This is a genomic window from Romboutsia sp., from assembly GCF_056995035.1.
Genome location: NZ_JBXKIW010000074.1, coordinates 193185 through 212088, shown reverse-complemented (window position 1 = coordinate 212088; position 18904 = coordinate 193185). Strand labels below are relative to the sequence as shown.

Sequence of the window (18904 nt, the reverse complement as noted above, 5' to 3'; positions counted from 1 at the left end):
AATATTATTAATAACCAATACTAAATATTAAATTAGTATTGGGTTTATATTATTTTCTGGTTCTTCGTAAAACTATAAATCATAGTTTCTTCGAACCCATCTTTATAATTTCTGTATAAAGTATTTATTAATTTCGTTGCATCTGAATCTTTGAAATATTTTTTAATTATATCTATGACTATCGTCCATCGGAAAAGTGGACTTACTTTTGGTATCTTTTCGGAACTTGTAGTTAAATCCTTCTATGCCGCCTACTTATATTTAAGGTTAATTTAAGCTTCAAGTTCTATCATTATTATGAGTTTAAAAATAATATTCAAATGAAGGGATAGTAATTATGAATGTTAAGAAGATAGAATCTGTAAAACACAAAAAATACTTTAAGGTTATAATACTTATTCTTTGTTTATTCATTATTTTAGGAGTGTTTTCTGGTTGCAGCAATACTAAATCAAGTACAGAAAATACCGGTGAAACCCCTGAATATGCTGAAAAAATATTTGGAGTTGATATTATCTCCCTTGAAATAATTGGTGATGATACCCAGTGGCAAACCATGCTGGATAATGCTAAAAATGAAGAGTATATTAAGGTTGATGTTGTTGTTAACGGTACAAAGTTTAAGGATGTTGGCATACGACCTAAGGGAAATTCAAGTTTGAATCAGGTTGCTGCTACAGACAGTGACCGCTTCAGCTTCCGTTTAAAATTTGACGAATACGTGGAAGGTCAGACTTGCTTTGGTCTGGAAAGCTTTGTTGTTAACAATATGATGGGAGACAATTCCTATATGAAGGAATATATTTCTTATGACCTTATGAAAACAATTGGCGTTGAAGCCCCCTACTTTGGATATTCCAATATCACGGTAAATGGCAAACCATGGGGGTTATACCTTGCGGTTGAATTATATAATGACAGCTATGAAGAGAAAGTTTATGGTAACACCTCAGGTATGCTATACAACGTAAAAATGAATATGGGTAATGCAGGTGAATTAGGAGTTAATAAAAAGCAAGAGGGTGAAAATAATCAAGGGGCCAATAGAAAAAGTAACGACTTTAACATGAATAATGAGCCGTTTTCAAAAGGTAAAGGCGGAAACATGGGTGCAAGTAATACCGGCGGTTCTTTACAATATATCGATGATAAATCATCCAGTTATAGTTCTATCTTTGATAACGCCGTTGGCAAAAGTGAGGAAACTGATTATCAGCGTGTAATAACGGCACTAAAAGCTTTAACAACTGGAGCAGATCTAGAAAAATATTTTGATGTAGATGCTATATTAAAATACCTTGTAGCACATACTCTGGTAGTAAACTTAGACAGTTATTCATCATCTATGGCTCAAAACTATTATATCTACGAGAAAGATGGAGAAATTACTATTCTACCTTGGGACTATAACTTAGCTTGGGGTGGTTTTCAAAGCAGTGATGCAGCCTCAGTTATCAACTTCCCAATTGATACCCCTGTCAGTGGTGTAGAAATGGCAGACCGTCCACTTTTGGAAAAACTGTTTGCTAACAGCGAATACTTAGAAAAATATCATCAGTATATGCAGGAACTTACGGACAGCTATTTCGCTGACGGTAAATTTGAAGCCAAGGTTCAGAAATTAAATACACTGATTTCTGATTATGTAAAAAATGATTCAACGACTTTCTGCTCATATGAAGAATACCAAAAAGCAGTTAAATCATTCACAACACTTGGAAATCTTCGTTACGAAAGTGTACAAGGACAACTTAAAGGTACTGTTCCTAGTACAACTGCTGAACAAAAATCCAACTCCGATAAACTGATTAGTGCTGGTGACTTGAATATAAGCGATTTAGGATCCATGATGGGCGGCAAAGGGGCTTCCCCTCAAGGTGGTAATGGTTTAAAGGGCGGCAATCAATTTCCCGGTGGCAACTCATTAGACATGGATACAATGCAAAATGCAATTAAAATCATTCAAGAGTCAGGTGGTACAATAACAGATGAAGCCAAGATAAAATTAAAAGAACTAGGTTTAAATGATGACCAAATTTCCATGTTAGATAATATGAAGAATATGCCTATACCTGGGCAAAACAGCACCAGTCAGAACAATTAATAAACATCTGTCTGTAAAAATTCCCATGTGGGTTTATGCTATATTTCATATAAAGTAAAAATCGATGCAAATAAGACGATTCTATTTTGGGGCAATTGGCTATTTAGTCAGTTGCCCCTTTTGAACAGCATTACTCTCATTAACTGATGAAAAAAAGTCATCTTAGAAAAAAATATAGAGGTAGATAATTATAAATTAGATATGGCAACGATTACATTTAAAAATAGGTATTATTTATAGTAAAAAATATGTTATAATGTCATATATCATACAAAAAGCTCGTATATAGTCGGTAATATGGTCCGAAAGTTTCTACCTACTAACCGTAAATTAGTAGACTACGAGGTATTGTGTTTATTGTGGATAAATATATATATATTTATTCTCGGACTCAACACCTCAATTTATATTGAGGTGTTTTTTATTTTGATATACATTGCGATGCTCTATGTATGATAAATGTTTAGAACATAGAGGAGGTTCATATGGAAACAGTTAAAAAGAATCAAACAGATATTAAATTGATGTATGGAGTTGATGACAAGCCAAAATTATTAACTCAAATGTTATTAGGGTTACAACATATATTTGCTGCTTTTGGTGGAATTATTGTTGTTCCAATTGTTGTTTCAGCAGCATTAGGATTTGATGCTAAGACATCAACTGCATTAATCAGTAGTGCAATTTTAGCAGCAGGAATTGCTACTTTCATTCAATCAAAAGGAGTTGGACCTGTGGGTGCACGTGTTGCATGTATTATGGGAACAGATTTTACATTTGTAGCACCAGCAATTGCTGTTGGAGCAAAGTTTGGACTTCCAGGTATATTTGGGGCAACAATTTTAGGTGCAATTATAGTAGTTATTTTAAGTTTTTTTGTTAAGCCCTTAATGAAGTTATTTCCCCCTATAGTAACAGGAACAGTTGTGTGTTTAATTGGTTTAACATTATTACCAGTTTCAATAGATTGGGCGGCTGGTGGCTTTGGAGCTGCTGATTATGGTAGTCTAAAAAATATTTCTATTGCTTTACTTATAATGATGGTTACATTATTATTAAATCATTATGGTAAAGGATTAGTAAGTAGTGCTTCAATTTTAATAGGCATGGTTGTTGGATATATAGTTTGTATTCCATTAGGAATGGTTAATTTTTCGTCTGTAGGTCAAGCAAGTTGGTTATCATTACCTAGAGTTTTAGGATATGGTATAAATTTTAATTTACAAGTTTTATTACCATTTATTCCAGCATATTTTGTTTCAATAATAGGAACAGTGGGCTGTTTAAAAGCTATTAATGAAGTTTCTCAAGTTGAATCAGATGAAAAACGTATTGGCTCTGGAGTTTTATCGGATGGTATAGGAAGCTTGATAGCAGGTTTCTTTGGTGCACTTCCTAATACATCATTTAGTCAAAATATTGGATTGATTCCATTGACAAAAGTAGCTAGTAAATATGTAACAATGATGGCTGGATTATTACTAGTTATTTTAGGATTATTTCCAAAATTTGCAGCATTAATTAATATAATGCCACAACCAGTACTTGGTGGTGTAGGAATTGTTATGTTTGGAACAGTAGCTGCTGCAGGAATTCAAACCTTAAGTAATGTAGCGTTAAACAATCGTAATTTATTAATTATTGCAACATCAATTGGATTAGGACTTGGGGTTACATTCCGACCAGATTTTATTGCTCAATTACCAGAAGGATTAAAAATGATTTTCTCATCAGGGATTTCAACTGGAACAATTGTAGCATTATTATTAAATGTAATGTTAAAAGAAGAAGATGATAAAAAAGTCTTAGGAGGAGTCAAAGATGGAAAAGCTTCATAAACGTATTTTAGAAGATGGACAGGCATTATCTGAAACTATATTAAAGGTTGATTCTTTCTTAAATCACCAAGTAGATCCAGATTTAATGTATGAAATGGGAACTTACTTTAAAAATTATTTTGATAAACATGGAATTACAAAAATATTTACAATTGAAAGTTCAGGTATTGCTCCTTCTGTTATGGCTGCAATGCAAATGAACTTACCTCTGGTAATATTAAAGAAACAATCATCAAAAATTTTAAATGGTGATGTTTATCAAACAACAGTACATTCATTTACTAAAGGACTAGATTATGAATTAACTTTATCTAAAAAATATATAACAGAGGAAGATCGTATATTAGTTATAGATGACTTCTTAGCAAATGGTGAAGCTGCATTAGGAGCTGCTCGTTTAATTGAAGAAGCAGGAGCTAAAGTTTCTGGAATAGGAATAGTTATTGAAAAATCATTCCAACCAGGTCGTAAAATTTTAGAAGATAAAGGATATGATGTATATTCATTAGCTCGTATTAGTAGATTAGGAAAAAACTTAATTGAATTTGTAAAATAAAAGCCATGCCCAGCTGGGTATGGCTATTTCTAACACAAATCTATACACAAGTTCCTATAGAATAACTGCAAAGATTATTTTACAATCTTTCTCGTATGAATTATCCCATCTATGATTTGTTCCTATTGGTACCTTTACACTATCACCCTCATTAAGTATAAATTTATCATCATCAAGATACAAATTTACTTGCCCTTGTAATACATAAGCAATCTCAATTCCTCTATGATGAATATGTTCATTACAAGAAGATGTACTAGGGCCTAAATTCATAATAGCAAATTCTAAATTATCTTTGTCTGCTGGTGCTAACATTTCATAAACAACGTCAATACTTCCTGGTAATATCACTTTTTTTCTACTATTACCTCTAATTATTAATTCTTCCTTATTTACCTGGGAAGTAAAAAAAGTAAATAAAGGAACATTAAGCGCAGAAGCAATAGATTTTAATGAGTTAACAGAAGGATTAGCTAGACCTCTTTCTATTTGACTAAGTAAAGATGATGTAACTCCTGCTAATTTTGCTAAATCTTTTATACTTAACTCTTGTTTTTTTCTAATTTGCCCTATCTTTTCCCCTATATTTAAATCACTCATGTATTTTCTCCCTTAAGTTGAATTTTTTATTTTATATAATTAAATATTAATCTTCAAAATATCCTTGAGGATATAATGGGAATTTTGAAATAAGTTCCCTCGCTTCATTTTTACAAGCATCTAAATTATCTATATCTTCAGGGTTTAAAGCAACTTTATTCATTATATCAGCAATTTTAACTATTTCTTTTTCTTTTAAACCTCTTTGTGAAACAGCAGTAAGACCAATACGTACTCCACTAGTAACAAATGGTTTTTCTGTATCAAAAGGTATCATATTTTTATTAACAGTTATACCTACATACTCAAGGGCTTTTTCAAATTGTTGACCTGTTAAGTTTTTAGGTCTTAAATCAACAAGTACTATATGATTATCTGTACCACCACTTACTATACGAAATCCTCGTGATGTAAGTTCTTTTGCTAGTGTTTTAGCATTAATTAATACTTGTTTCATAATGTTTTTAAACTCATCAGTTTTTAAATATCCCAATGAGAATGTCTTTGCAGCCATAGTGTTTAAATGCATTGATCCTAGCGTTCCAGGGAAAACTGCTTTATCTATTTTCTTTGCATGCTCTTTTTTACATAATATAATTCCACTTCTAGGACCACAAAACGTTTTTGTTGTAGATGATGAAACAAAATCAGCATGTTCAACTGGACTTGGTATTAAATTAGTTGCTACTAATCCTGCAATATGAGCCATATCAACCATGAAGTATGCTCCAATATCTTTTGCTACTTTACTTATTCTTTCATAATCTATAAGTCTTGGGTATGAACTAGCGCCTGCAATTATAAGTTTTGGTTTATGTTCTCTTGCTTTTTTTTCTAAATCTTCGTAATCTATAAGTTCTGTGTTTTTATCTACTCCATAAAATACATAATTATATATATCGTAAAGGAAGTTAGCGCTAGATCCATGAGTTAGGTGACCACCTTGGTCAAGTCTCATACTTAAAACAGTATCATTTGGTTTTAAAATTGCATTGTAGACACAATAGTTAGCAGTAGATCCAGAGTAAGGTTGAATGTTTACATGTTCTGCTCCAAACACTTCTTTAGCACGCTCCCAAGCTAATATTTCAAGTCTATCTGCATGTTGTGAACCTGCTTGAAATCTTTTATCTGGATAACCTTCTTCTGTTTTATTTGTAAATACACATCCACTTAGTTCAAGTACTTCTGTTGGTGCTGTACTTTCTGATGCTATCATTTCTATATTGTGCATTTGTCTATCTAGTTCATCTGCTACTATTTGATATACTTGTGGGTCTGATATTTTTGTTGTTTTTAACATAAATCTATTCCCCCTGAAATTTATATTTATTTTGAAATGCTTATTTTAAAGATTTGAATTCATTGAGTATATTAAATGCTATTTAATTAATTAAGTGTATTTTAATTAAATTATAGTTAGGTGATATATTAATGTCAAGTATATTTTAATTAATTAAATGTAATTTAATTTTTCTATCTATAAGGCATAAAGTTTATTAGTTCATAGAAAAAGAAGTAGATTAATTCATTATCCATGAGATCAATCTACTTCTTTTTCTATTTTTTATACTATTTTTATGCGTTTAATATTATAAGGTATAACTTAATTGAAGTATATAAACTAAATCTTAAATAAACATTAAATTATATCGATTACTTTTATTTACTAGACCATCACTTCCAGTCATCTCCTATGACCTCTGAGGTTCCTATTTTAATGACACAACTTTTTAATCAAATGGTTTATTCAATACCTTTTCAATAAATACCCTTATAAGTTCTGGATCAAACTGAAGACCTGCATTTATTTTTAGTTCTTCTATTGCAGCTTCCTCTGTCAAAGCATTATGATAACTTCTTTCGGTGATCATAGCATCATAAGAATCAACTATTGCAATGATCCTTGATTGAAGTGATATTTCTTCCCACTTTAAACCTTTAGGATATCCCATTCCGTCCCATCTTTCATGATGAGCTAACACATATTCTGCCATTTCTGACATCTCATTTACTGTACTAAGTATTCTATAGCCTATTTCTGGATGTCGCTTTATTTCTTCCCATTCTTCCTCTGTCAGTTTTCCTTGTTTATTTAGTACATTTTCCTCTATAGCTATTTTCCCTATATCATGCAGTAACCCAACAATTTTAAGCTCCTTGATTTCATCTTCCGGTAAACCAAGGGCTTTACCCATATTTTCGCATAATGTTGAAACTCTATGGGCGTGTTGTTCTTCTCTTTTGTTTTTTTCATGAAGAGTACTAATTATAGTACTTATAGTTTTTCCTCTCATACTTGGACTTTCAAAGAGCTTTTTCTTATACATATGATCTTCAGCTTTTTTTAAAATATCTTGAATTTTTTCTTCCTCATAGTTCTTTGTTTCATATCCAAAAGAAATAGATATATCTACAGAACCAACTTTTTCTTTTAATGCCATAGTTTTAATACGTTTAATAATTTGCTGCGCTTCATAAGTATCTGTTTTTGGTAACAGAATTACAAATTCATCACCCCCGAGTCTAGAAATAATATCATTAACTCGGCATCCCTTCGTCATAACTTCTACTACTTTTTTTAGGAGTTCATCTCCTATGGTATGACCAAAAGAATCATTGACAAGCTTTAGACCGTTAACATCTGCCATAATAATAGTTAAAGGTAAACTTCTTTGTGCATCTAGTTCGCTTAATTTCTCTTCAAAAAATCTTCTATTATATAAGCCTGTTAATTGGTCATGGTAGCTTAAATATTCCAATTTATGTTCACTTGCCTTTAGAGATTCCTCTGCCTGTTTTCTTACAGTAATATCTGTAATGATTACTGCAAGTTGTAATTTCCTTGGCCTATAAGCTACTACCTCATAATATTTACCTGTTTCTTGTACATAGTATTCGTATTGTATAGAGCCCCCTGTTTTTGCTACATGTCCAATTTTTTCAATCAAGCTCTTTTCCATATTAGGGAATATCTGAAGAAAATTTTTCCCTAATATATCTTTCTTTTTTAATCCTGTTAATTTCTCATGACTTTCATTTGTATCCAAAAGTCTATAGTTTATAATTTCGCCCTCCTCATTAACACTGCGTTCATAAAGTGCTAATCCTTGTTTCATTTCAGTTACAAGGGTTTTGAACTTTTCTTCACTTTTTTTTAATTTCAATTCATTTTGTTTTTGAACGGTGACATTTCTTGCTATAACCAAGACTTCTTTTTCATTATTTTTTACCATTCTAAGTTCATAATGCTGCAGTTTATTGCAAATTTCCAATTCATATTCAAAGCTTTCCATTACTCCACTTTTAAAAACTAATTGTATCTTTTCATAGACTATTTTTGATATTTCTTTAGGCATAACTTCCCAAATGGTTTTTCCGATAAAAGCTTCCCTTGGTATTAACAAAAAACTATCATCACTTATCATACAATCTATAAAATGACCTTCAGAATCAATGACAAATAATAAATCAGGTATTGCTTCAACGATAGCGCTATTTTTCTTTTCTGCTAAATCAATTTTTTTTACAAGACTGCTTAGTAATAAATAAAGTATAATTGAAGTTATAATAACATATAGGAAACCTTTGTATGTGCTTATAATTAAAAGCATACCATTATTACTAGCAAGCCTATTTGCCATTCTATCTGAAAAGTAAACCCAAATAAATCCAGTCATCAAATATATTAGGAATATCTTAACACATTCATATTTAAATTTATTTTTTTTGTTAATTCTTAAAATCGAGTAAATTTTCTTTGTTATTGATTCAAACATAACATACCTCCATTACCATTATATTAAATTCGATTGCGCTCACTTTATTACCATTCAATAATTTTATTCCTAAAAAAAATAAATTTATATCCTTTTCTATAACTAATTTACCATAATTTGGAAGTTAATGTAAATGCTTTATCTTATTAATTCTATATTAATATAAATAAAATCCAATAAAAAATTCCTTATTTATTTTTACCAATTCTCATCTCATTCATTAACACAAACAAAATAAATTGTATTCACAATTTATTAACATACCTCAAGAGTTTTATTACGTGTATATTTCGTGTATTTTAATAAAATAAAAGGAACTACCAAACCATTAAGGCTAGTAATTCCAGTTATTTTACCATTATTTTGGTAATTATTGTTGGAAATTATTCACAGAAATAATCCCACGATTTAATGCATAACTTACTTTACATTCCATTACACTTACTTGTATTCAGATTATGAACAAGAATCTACTTTATCAACTACAAGGGTGTTAAGGATTTTATCATGCCATGATTGACGATTTTTATCAATTAAAATCCAAATGTATCCTATCCCAAAACATATTCCTGATACTTGTTTTATAATTAATTCTCTTAACAACATTTTAATAAATCCTACTTGTTGTTCTGAATTCTTATTTACAACCTCCATTCCCAAAACAGCCTTTCCTATACTAGTGCTACGACTCCATAATAAAAGTTGAATAATAGAAGCTGAAAACATTATCATCGTAATTGCTGCCATAATAATAACCTCAGCTACCCCTGTTATTTTCACGTTAAATGTGTCACTTATTAAATAAGATGAACCAGTTATTATTATCATAGAAAACATGGATATTATTGCTATAAGAATTTCATCTAATAAGAATGCCAAAAATCTTTTACTTGGTTTAGAAATCATAATTATTCTCCTTTTTTAATATTTATATTTTTCTTTGTTGTTCTTATGAGATTAGTATATAGCTTTATACTTAACGGATTATAAACTTAACCTTAAAAAAACCTTAATTTATAAGATAATACACTTAATAACAAAAAAGATATTACCATAATAATATGATAATATCTTTTCGTGGATTTCAATCTGATTTATATAATCCAATTACATCTTTGGCATTTGTTGATTTTCAAATTCTATCTTACCCTTTAATGGCTTATGTTTTTGCTTTTCTTGTTTTGTATCATTCATATCCATAAGCATATTTAATACTAAAGTAGCAGTTTCTTTTATATTTTGTGGATCTATTTTATCTAGCGTATCTTCATCTGTGTGGTAATATGGATCTTTATCAAATTGTATAAATACAGATGGTATACCTGCCTCCTCAAATGGAGCATGGTCACTTGATCCAGAATTTAAATGTCCTCCATATACATATCCTAACTCTTCTATATTATCTTCTGCTAGATCAGTTATTTTATGAGATGCTTCATCACTTGAATTGTATGTTACTACTTGATCTCCTACACCTACCATATCAAGGTTTATCATACCTGCAATATTTTCAGCTTCGCCTGATTCCACAAGTTGAGTAACATATTGTTCTGATCCTATTAAGCCTATTTCCTCAGCACCAAATGCAACAAATCTTACATTGTATTGTAATTTATTTTTAACTTCTGGTTTAGATAATAGTCTAGCAACTTCTAGTATAGTAGCTGTACCACTAGCATTATCATTAGCACCTGGACAACTTACACTGTCAAAATGTGCTCCTAGTACTATGGTTTTAGGATTTTTTGTGTTTTTATGAGCAGGTATTTCACCTATTACATTGTATGAATAGCTATCTTTTTTTACTAAAGTCTTAACTTCCATAGATGCCATTACATTTTCTCCAGATTGTATTTTCTGTGCTAATTTAGCTCCATCTTCTAAGCTCATACCAACTGTAGGACCTTTACTATCTTCTAAAGACCCTAAAGTCCCACCTAACATCCCAGAAGTATTGTTGTATATTATCACTCCTTTAGCTCCATTAGCATAAGCATTCTGAGCCTTTTTCGCGAAAGTGAATTGACCTCTTTGTATAAGTGCTATGTTGCCATCTAGGTTAGCATTTTCACATTCTTCTTCAGTTCCAAGCCCTGCATATACAAGTTTTCCTTCTACCGGACCATTAGTAGCTTGAGAGAATGTCATAGTTTTTACTTCTATCTTTTCTCCATCTATTGTAACTGTCGCTCCTTCATCTATAAATCCTTCTATTCCTTCTATTTTGCTAAGTTCCCCATTCATACCAAGTTTATTAAACTCATCTTGTATATACTTAGCAGCTTCATGTTCTCCTTCAAACCCTGTTACTCTTGCATTATCTTTATTTTGACCAATTTCATCCATTGATAATCTTTCTATGTCTTTTAATATTTTATTTACACTTAGTTGTCTTTCTATTTTTGATAATATTCCATTTGCATTTGCTGCTGCTGATACTGGACTTGTTAATAGAATTGGAGCTGCTATTATAGCTGATGCTGCTACCACACATATTTTTTTCTTTTTCGACATTGTAAAATCCCCCTTGTAAATTTAATTTAAAAGTTATTTATTATATAGTAGCTATTGTTTATGTTTTTTTCAACAACTTCCTAAATTTTCTTTATGTTTTATAAAAAGTTAGCTAAAGTAATATATTTATTAGTCTGTATAAATATGATATCATTAAAAATAGATATATTAAAAACACTCATATTTAATGAATATGAGTGTTTCAGTCTGTAGACAAATGGTGGAGACGAATCACAACATCTCAAATTCACAATTGTGATATTAGGACTTATATACCATCAGGCAATTTTCCCATTTGACTTATTACCATGTTATAATATTGTCCTTTTTTATCCATAAGACTTTTATGATTTCCGATTTCTAATATTTTTCCATCTCCAATTACCATAATATGATCAGCATCTCTAATAGTAGACAAACGATGGGCTATCAAAAAACTTGTGCGATTCTTCATTAATCTTAACAAGGCATTTTGAATATCTTTTTCAGTTTTTGTATCAACACTGCTGGTTGCTTCATCTAAAATCAAAATAGGACTATCGCATAATACTGCTCGAGCAATAGCTATGAGTTGGCGTTGCCCCTGACTTAAGTTATCTACAGCTCCAGAAACCATTGTATAATAGCCTTTAGGCAATTTATCAATAAAATCATGGGCATGAGCTATTTTTGCAGCATTTATCACCTTATCATCCGTTGCATCATTTTGCGAGTAGCGAATATTATCCATAATTGTCCCAGTAAAAAGACAAGTGTCCTGCAGAACTACAGAAAATAATTTCCTAAGGCTATTTCGCTTTAAATTAGTAATTGATTCATCATCAATTGCTATCTTGCCGCTGTCAGCATAATAAAGACGAGTGAGAAGATTTACAATAGTAGTTTTCCCTGCCCCAGTTTCACCTACTAAAGCAACTACTTCTCCTGCCTTGACATTAAAACTTATATTCTTTAATATTGGAGTAGTTTTATCGTATGAAAAACATACATTTTCAAAAGTAACATTTCCTTTTGGATTCTCCATATCAATAGCATTTTTAATATCAGCTGGCTCCTCTTCGCTGTCTAAAATTTCAAAAACACGTTCAGCTCCCGCAAGGGCGGATTGAATAGTATTAAACATGCCCGCAACTGAGTTAAGAGGACGTGCAAATTGTTTTGAATAACTCATAAAACTAACTACAGTACCAACAGATAGACCATATCCTACTGACAATATACCGCCCACGATAGCAATAACCGTAAAAATAAAATTGTTAATAACGTTCATCAGCGGCATCATATATCCAGACCATATTTGTGCCTTAGTACTGCTTTCATACAGCTTCTCATTAATTTCTTCAAACTGTTTTAAAACATCTTGCTGCTTACCAAAGGCTCTTACCATTTTTAACCGTAATATATTTTCCTCAATTACCCCATTAAGTGAACCAAGACTTCGCTGCTGTGCCTTAAAGTAAGCGCGACTTCGTGATGCAATTACACGTGTTAAAAGTGTCACAAGAGGAATACATGATAAAATAACCAGGGTAAGCTGCACATTTAACTTTATCATTACTACAAAAGAGCCAACTAGTGTTAAAATACTTGATATTAATTGTGTAGTTGTTTGTGCAATAGTAGAACTAATATTATCTACATCATTTGTAATTCTACTCATCGTGTCACCATGAGAGTGTGTATCGTAAAATCCTAATGGAAGCTTTTGCATCTTCTTAAAAAAATCTTTACGTATTTCAAACACAAGCTTTTGTGAAACCTTAAGCATAATAACCCCATTTAGACTTGATATGAGCCAATTGGCTAAATGTAGCGCTACAATTATCATTAAAAATTGTGTAAGCATTTTTGTGTCTACTATTCTAGTTCTAATTTTGAAGGTATCGAAAGCCTTTCCTATAAAATAAGGAATTGAAACAGAAATTAGCGAAGATAAAGCTGTAAGCAGGATAGCAAAAAATATAATTTTAGCCCAACGCATATATATTTGTATAATACGCCTTAGTGTACCCTTTGCATTTTTAGGCTTTGCAGTTGGTTCAAAACGATTACCATCGCCGCCAGGTCTGCCTGGTCTTCCACTAATACTTGGCATCTTTACTTGCTGCTTAGAAAATTGTTTGCTCATAGCTTACACCTCCTTACTACTTTCTATTTGTGTTTTATAAATATCTCTATATATTTCACAGTCTTTCATAAGCTGATTATGTGTACCATATCCAACTTTTACCCCTTTATCCATAACTAAAATTCTATCTGCAAACATAGCTGTTCCACAACGCTGTGTAATAGTAATTATTGTCTGGTTTCCTGTTTTAGAATTTAGATTTTTTCGTACTTTAGCCTCTGTTACTGCATCTAAAGCGCTAGTTGCATCGTCTAATATAAGTATAGATGAATCTTTAAGTATTCCACGAGCTATTGAAATACGTTGTTTTTGACCACCTGAAACATTAACTCCACCACTTCCTAAATGACTTTCGTATCCACTTTGCATATTCTCAATAAAACCAGCTTGTGCCTTTTGTGCTGTTTGATGCAGTATTTCATCTGTAGCTTCTTTGTTCCCCCACCTAATATTTTCAGCAATGGTTCCTGAAAAAAGCATTGGTTTTTGTGGTACAATGGCAATATTATTTCGCACTGAATCAATGCCTAATTCTTTAATATCACAGCCGTTAACTAAAATTTGTCCACTATTTATATCATAAAATCTCAAAAGTAGCCAAGCAATTGTTGATTTACCACTTCCTGTTGGTCCAATTATTGCTAGGTTTTGTCCACTTTTAATAGAAAATGATAAACCTTTTATAGCAGGTACACCACTGCCATTAGGGTATGCAAATGTGATATTTCTAAATTCAATATCACCATTTAATTCTTTTATTTCGCTGCTGTTAGTAAAATCTTCTTCACAGTCAAATATTTCTTTAATACGAGCAGTAGAAGCCTTTGTTCTTACAAAGGTATTAAACATATTTGTTATCATGATTAAGGATGTAAGAATTTGTGCCATGTATATTGTAAATGCTGTAATATCACCTGGATTTGCAAGATCTAAAGAAAACATCCTGCTTCCAATGAAAATTATAATTACTGTACCAATACCAACGGTAAGCCTCATCAGTGGTGACACTATAGTAATAATAATTTGGGTGGATATACCCTTTTGTATTAAATCTGTATTTACTCTTTCAAACTTGTCAGTTTCCTTGTCATAGGTTCCAAATGCCTTTACCAAACGTACTCCTATAAGATACTCCTGCACAACAGAGTTTACCTTATCCATAGCCTTTTGCAATTTATAAAAACGAGGATAACTAAGCTTCATACTAACAATAATAAAAACGGAAACTATTGCAACAGTACTGTAAATAATAAGGCTTAGCTTAAAATTAAGAATACTTGCAAGTATGATACTACCAATACAAGTAATAGGTGCTTTTAAAAATATACGCATAATTCCGTTTACAAACTGTACAACTTGTGATGTATCATTAGTCATGCGTGTAATAAGAGACCCGCTTTCAATTTTATCGATACCTAGTTCAGAAGAATACACAATTTTTTCAAATAAATCATATCTTAAATCTGCTCCCATGCGCTGTGATACTTTGCTGGCCAAAATATTTCGTGTAATGGCAAAACATGCACCAAAAGCAGTAATAATAAGCATAAGAGCTCCCCAATAATAAACTTTTGAAATCATTCCCTGATCAATTCCTGTATTAATAATATTAGACATAAGCGTAGGACCAAGCAAATCACAGACTGCCTCAAGTGCAACGCAAGAAACAGCTACAAAAAATGGCAATTTATATTTTTTGAAGTACTTGCTATATAAATTCATTTTTGTTATCCCCTTCTTTCGATTAAAGTATTATCCTAATCCAATGGTTTATTCGCATATCTACCTGTATATAAATAGAACTATTTTCTCTATATACAATTTACAATTTAATATCCAATAAAACTTATTAGTACATTAAATTGTATTAATATTAATTTAATATGTCTTCCATTTATTTCACCTCTCATATCAAGTTTATGAACATGTGAGGTTTATTTATTCTATGTTTTTTTATGTGATATTTATTTTGAGCAACGGATGTATCTGACGTGATAGCGAAGATTTATATATGAGAAAACTCTATCAATTTATGTATTGATAGAGCTAATAATTAATATTGCTATATGACTCATTTAATTAAATCATTAATAAATTTTATTAATCCTTATACTTACAAATGCCTATCATAATATAATTCAGTACATAAAATTAGTATCCTTTAATAATGTTTTTATATAAATATATAGATTAAATAAACTATTTCGCAACTTTTATATTTTTGCATATATTTATAAACTCGCTTAAAGGTTTTGATAGCCATTTATTTTTATGATAAACAAGTAAAGAACATATTTTTCTATCTATACTATCAAATTTAATAGCTTGTAAGTTACCTTTTTCAACATCCTCTTTTACCGTGATCTCAGGAAGTATAGATATACCTAGACCCGTTTTTACACATTGTTTTATTGATTCTATACTCCAAAGTTCCATAGTATTATTAGCTATAATTTGTTGTGAATCTAAGTATTTTTCAAAGGCTCTTCTATAGCTACAATCTTTTTCATTGTATATAATGCATTGCTCTATATTATGACTTTTATGTATCAAGTCTAAATGCTCAAAATTAAATTCCCTATTAGCAACTACCGCTAAACTTTCTTCCTTTATTTTATTTACTACTAGGTTTGCATCTTCAAAGGCTTCCATCATTAGAAATGTAATATCTATCTCTCCTTTAAATAAAAGTGTTTTAAGATAATTGCAATTACCATTTACTATGCTTATTTTTACATTTGGGTATTTTTCTCTATATTCTTTCAGTGTTGGTTGTAGCATATACACGGTTATAGATTCTGGTGCACCTATCTTTATTTCTCCTTTTATTTCATCATCAATAGATATGTTATTTATCTTATCTATTACCTGAAGTAATTCCTTAGTATATTTAATTAATTCTTGTCCACCTAATGTTAGTATATTTTTTCTTCCCACTCTATCAAATAGCTTAGTCCCTATACTCTTTTCTAATTCTTGTATGTGTGTAGTTATAGTTGACTGAGTATACCCTAAATAATCAGCTGCATTTGTAAAACTTCCTAGTTCAACTACTTTCTCGAATGTTATTAAGTGTCTTATCTCCAAGTTTTTTTACGTCCTTTTTAATATATTGATATTATCAATACTTAACTCTATTTATTTCAATTATACAAATATATAAAGCTAATGTACAATAATTTATACAACTATATATTAAGTCATGAGGTTTAGTTACCTTAAATGTATTTCATAATATAGATATAAATAGGAGTGTAAAAAATGGATATAAATATGAATTTAAATTTTGAAATCAAAAACAAAGCTATGGAACTAGGATATGAAAACTGTGGGATTATACAAATACATGAAATGAAAGAATATGCTCAAAAACTAACTGAGCGTATAAATAAGTTTTCAGAAATAAAATCACATGCTGAAGGATTTTATAGTTTTGCTAACTTAAAAAATGATTATCCTTGGGTTAAATCAATAATTATATGTACAAGAAGATACGGAAAATATAAAATACCTAAACATCTAGAGGGATTGATTGCAAAATACTATTTAGTAGATAGCCGTAAAGATGAAAATTCAAAAGATTATCAAGATAGTATATCCTTTGAAAACTACTTAAATGAATTAGGGCTAAAAACTGCTACTGATAGAGCATTTGGGGTGACAGCTCTAAGATGGGCAGCATTTAAGACCGGTCTTGGAATTATTAGGAAGAATAATTTTTTCTATTCAGATTCGGGTTCTTGGGTACATTTAGAGGCTTGGCTTATCGATCAGAAGCTTACATTAAAAGAAAATACTAACTTGAAAAACTGTCCCTCTAATTGCAATCTATGTATTAAGGCTTGTCCAACAAATTCATTATCAGAGCCTTATATGATGAATAGATCAACTTGTATTTCTTGCCTTACTACTTGGGAAGGATGGGATTTACCGAATGAAAAATATAATAAATCAATGGGAAATTGGATTTTTGGATGTGATGTTTGTCAAGATGTTTGCCCTTTTAATAAAAATAAATGGTCAGAGGAAAATAACTTTCCTAATCTAGAAGAATTAAGTAATTTAATTTCTTTAGAAAAAATAATTGAAATGGATTATGATTTTTTAAGAGACGTTATTAGCCCAAAATTTTGGTATATCTCAAAAAATGATGTATGGAGATGGAAAACTAATGCACTTAACGCTATGTTAAATACTTATAATACTAACTATGATAAATACATTGATATAGCTTGCCATTGTGAAGATAAGAATGTACGTGAAATGGCTATATGGGTAAAAGAACAAGTTGAAAAACTTTAGTAATTAGTATTGTTACCAAATTGACTAGGAATTTGGAGGATTCTCATCTGCTGCACTTTATGATACAATAACTAGATTCGTTTTGTAGGAAGAAAGAGTATCTAACCATAAAAATAAAAACCATATTGACTATCTCATCAATATGGTTTTTATTTTTATAGTGGATACGATTAACAATAATCATACTCACGATTAAATTTTCCACATATTTCTACATGAATTTTCACCTTAGGTGTATTTGAGAAAAACATAGTTATCCTTGCCCTAAAAAATATCAACTTAACAAAAATTGATTGTTTATCTTGAATATCTAGGTGTTTGATTTATATCTACAGATTTTATAAATTACTTATAGACTTCTTCTTTTTTTCGTTTGAAGTTTTTATTAATTTTAATATAAAGTATGATGCAAATACTACCGTGTATATGCTTAATTTTATTATATCAAGTTCATCATCATTAAAAATTGAAAGTACTATATGTATGTAAATTAAAACATAAAATGGATATGCCCATCTTTGTAGTCTCTTCCATTCCACATATTTCATTTTAGATCTTACTTTTTTAAGTGATGTTATAAATAATGGCATCATTATTATAAATGCTATTAATCCAATGATTAAATATACTACGTAAAGTGTAGTTATAGGCTTATTATTTAATAATTTCACTATAAATCGAACTGAATACATAACTCCATGAGGAATTATAAGTATAGTTCCTAAAATTGCAGCTTCTGCTCTTATACTCAATAATTTTTTAGCCACTTTCCATCTAGGACTTAAGGCTCCTGCAAACATTACAAGCATAAAAAATGCTATTGAAAAGTTTCCTTTCATAGATGCCTTTTCAAATTCTCCTATAAATCCTTGTAACTTTGTATCTGTTACTAATCTATAAATCTCATAAACTATTGTTGCTCCTGCTAATACTGAAGCTATTGAGTAAAAAAATTTAGAATGTTTTCTTATGCTTGATGTAAAAATTAGTGACAATGCCACTATAAATATTAATGAATAAACTAATCGCATATTGATTCTCCTTTTTATTTTATATTAATAATCATTATAATGTGATAATAAT

The 18904-nt window shown here is 30.4% G+C and carries 13 protein-coding genes and 1 riboswitch; of the genes, 4 read left to right on the top strand and 9 right to left on the bottom strand.

The genetic code is table 11. The annotated features are described in order from the left end of the window. Positions 1-337: 337 nt before the first annotated feature. The 3 genes from AC11VW_RS12370 to AC11VW_RS12360 all read left to right on the top strand — a co-directional run bounded on the left by AC11VW_RS12370 (position 338) and on the right by AC11VW_RS12360 (position 4498). Complete coding sequence (locus AC11VW_RS12370; RefSeq protein ID WP_484301730.1) at positions 338-2104, top strand: CotH kinase family protein; 1767 nt, start codon at positions 338-340, stop codon at positions 2102-2104. A 259-nt stretch (positions 2105-2363) separates the two neighbouring features. Further along, positions 2364-2465: riboswitch (purine riboswitch) on the top strand. 124 nt (positions 2466-2589) lie between these two features. Beyond that, positions 2590-3942 carry a nucleobase:cation symporter-2 family protein gene (locus AC11VW_RS12365; protein ID WP_484301729.1) on the top strand — a complete coding sequence of 451 codons (1353 nt, stop codon included), beginning with the start codon at positions 2590-2592 and terminating at the stop codon, positions 3940-3942. Then, complete coding sequence (locus tag AC11VW_RS12360) at positions 3926-4498, top strand: xanthine phosphoribosyltransferase (protein WP_484301728.1); 573 nt, start codon at positions 3926-3928, stop codon at positions 4496-4498. Before AC11VW_RS12365 ends, AC11VW_RS12360 begins: the two co-directional genes overlap by 17 nt. A gap of 54 nt (positions 4499-4552) precedes the next feature. On the opposite strand, the gene AC11VW_RS12355 is transcribed toward AC11VW_RS12360, so the two are convergent. From AC11VW_RS12355 to AC11VW_RS12320, 8 genes are all read right to left on the bottom strand, one after another. Continuing rightward, positions 4553-5098: a cupin domain-containing protein gene (locus AC11VW_RS12355; RefSeq protein WP_484301727.1), complete on the bottom strand. Its 546-nt coding sequence runs from the start codon at positions 5096-5098 to the stop codon at positions 4553-4555. Positions 5099-5144: 46 nt separating this feature from the next. Further along, complete coding sequence (locus tag AC11VW_RS12350) at positions 5145-6401, bottom strand: serine hydroxymethyltransferase (RefSeq protein ID WP_484301726.1); 1257 nt, start codon at positions 6399-6401, stop codon at positions 5145-5147. A 430-nt stretch (positions 6402-6831) separates the two neighbouring features. Continuing rightward, entirely contained in the window at positions 6832-8742 is a 1911-nt protein-coding gene (locus tag AC11VW_RS12345) for an HD domain-containing phosphohydrolase (protein WP_484301725.1), read from the bottom strand. A gap of 591 nt (positions 8743-9333) precedes the next feature. Beyond that, positions 9334-9783 carry an RDD family protein gene (locus tag AC11VW_RS12340; RefSeq protein WP_484301724.1) on the bottom strand — a complete coding sequence of 150 codons (450 nt, stop codon included), beginning with the start codon at positions 9781-9783 and terminating at the stop codon, positions 9334-9336. 201 nt (positions 9784-9984) lie between these two features. Beyond that, positions 9985-11391, bottom strand: a complete 1407-nt coding sequence (locus tag AC11VW_RS12335) for a M20/M25/M40 family metallo-hydrolase (RefSeq protein WP_484301723.1) — start codon at positions 11389-11391, stop codon at positions 9985-9987. Positions 11392-11659: 268 nt separating this feature from the next. Then, positions 11660-13519 (bottom strand): ABC transporter ATP-binding protein, encoded by a 1860-nt coding sequence (locus AC11VW_RS12330; RefSeq protein ID WP_484301722.1) that lies wholly within the window; start codon positions 13517-13519, stop codon positions 11660-11662. Positions 13520-13522: 3 nt separating this feature from the next. After that, complete coding sequence (locus AC11VW_RS12325; RefSeq protein WP_484301721.1) at positions 13523-15241, bottom strand: ABC transporter ATP-binding protein; 1719 nt, start codon at positions 15239-15241, stop codon at positions 13523-13525. 477 nt (positions 15242-15718) lie between these two features. Further along, positions 15719-16606, bottom strand: a complete 888-nt coding sequence (locus AC11VW_RS12320; protein ID WP_484301720.1) for a LysR family transcriptional regulator — start codon at positions 16604-16606, stop codon at positions 15719-15721. Positions 16607-16780: 174 nt separating this feature from the next. Here AC11VW_RS12320 and AC11VW_RS12315 point away from each other — a divergent pair, with 174 nt between their 5' ends. Continuing rightward, positions 16781-17821, top strand: coding sequence for an epoxyqueuosine reductase (locus tag AC11VW_RS12315; protein WP_484301719.1), 1041 nt, complete (start codon positions 16781-16783; stop codon positions 17819-17821). Between the two features lie 338 nt (positions 17822-18159). On the opposite strand, the gene AC11VW_RS12310 is transcribed toward AC11VW_RS12315, so the two are convergent. After that, positions 18160-18852 carry a ferric reductase-like transmembrane domain-containing protein gene (locus AC11VW_RS12310; protein ID WP_484301718.1) on the bottom strand — a complete coding sequence of 231 codons (693 nt, stop codon included), beginning with the start codon at positions 18850-18852 and terminating at the stop codon, positions 18160-18162. Between the last annotated feature and the right edge of the window lie 52 nt (positions 18853-18904).

Coding starts and splice junctions, on each gene's coding strand:
- AC11VW_RS12330 (WP_484301722.1), bottom strand. CDS start 13,519: ATGAGCAAACAATTTTCTAAGCAGCAAGTAAAGATGCCAAGTATTAGT.
- AC11VW_RS12355 (WP_484301727.1), bottom strand. CDS start 5,098: ATGAGTGATTTAAATATAGGGGAAAAGATAGGGCAAATTAGAAAAAAA.
- AC11VW_RS12325 (WP_484301721.1), bottom strand. CDS start 15,241: ATGAATTTATATAGCAAGTACTTCAAAAAATATAAATTGCCATTTTTT.
- AC11VW_RS12370 (WP_484301730.1), top strand. CDS start 338: ATGAATGTTAAGAAGATAGAATCTGTAAAACACAAAAAATACTTTAAG.
- AC11VW_RS12335 (WP_484301723.1), bottom strand. CDS start 11,391: ATGTCGAAAAAGAAAAAAATATGTGTGGTAGCAGCATCAGCTATAATA.
- AC11VW_RS12360 (WP_484301728.1), top strand. CDS start 3,926: ATGGAAAAGCTTCATAAACGTATTTTAGAAGATGGACAGGCATTATCT.
- AC11VW_RS12345 (WP_484301725.1), bottom strand. CDS start 8,742: ATGGCAAATAGGCTTGCTAGTAATAATGGTATGCTTTTAATTATAAGC.
- AC11VW_RS12310 (WP_484301718.1), bottom strand. CDS start 18,852: ATGCGATTAGTTTATTCATTAATATTTATAGTGGCATTGTCACTAATT.
- AC11VW_RS12350 (WP_484301726.1), bottom strand. CDS start 6,401: ATGTTAAAAACAACAAAAATATCAGACCCACAAGTATATCAAATAGTA.
- AC11VW_RS12340 (WP_484301724.1), bottom strand. CDS start 9,783: ATGATTTCTAAACCAAGTAAAAGATTTTTGGCATTCTTATTAGATGAA.
- AC11VW_RS12315 (WP_484301719.1), top strand. CDS start 16,781: ATGGATATAAATATGAATTTAAATTTTGAAATCAAAAACAAAGCTATG.
- AC11VW_RS12365 (WP_484301729.1), top strand. CDS start 2,590: ATGGAAACAGTTAAAAAGAATCAAACAGATATTAAATTGATGTATGGA.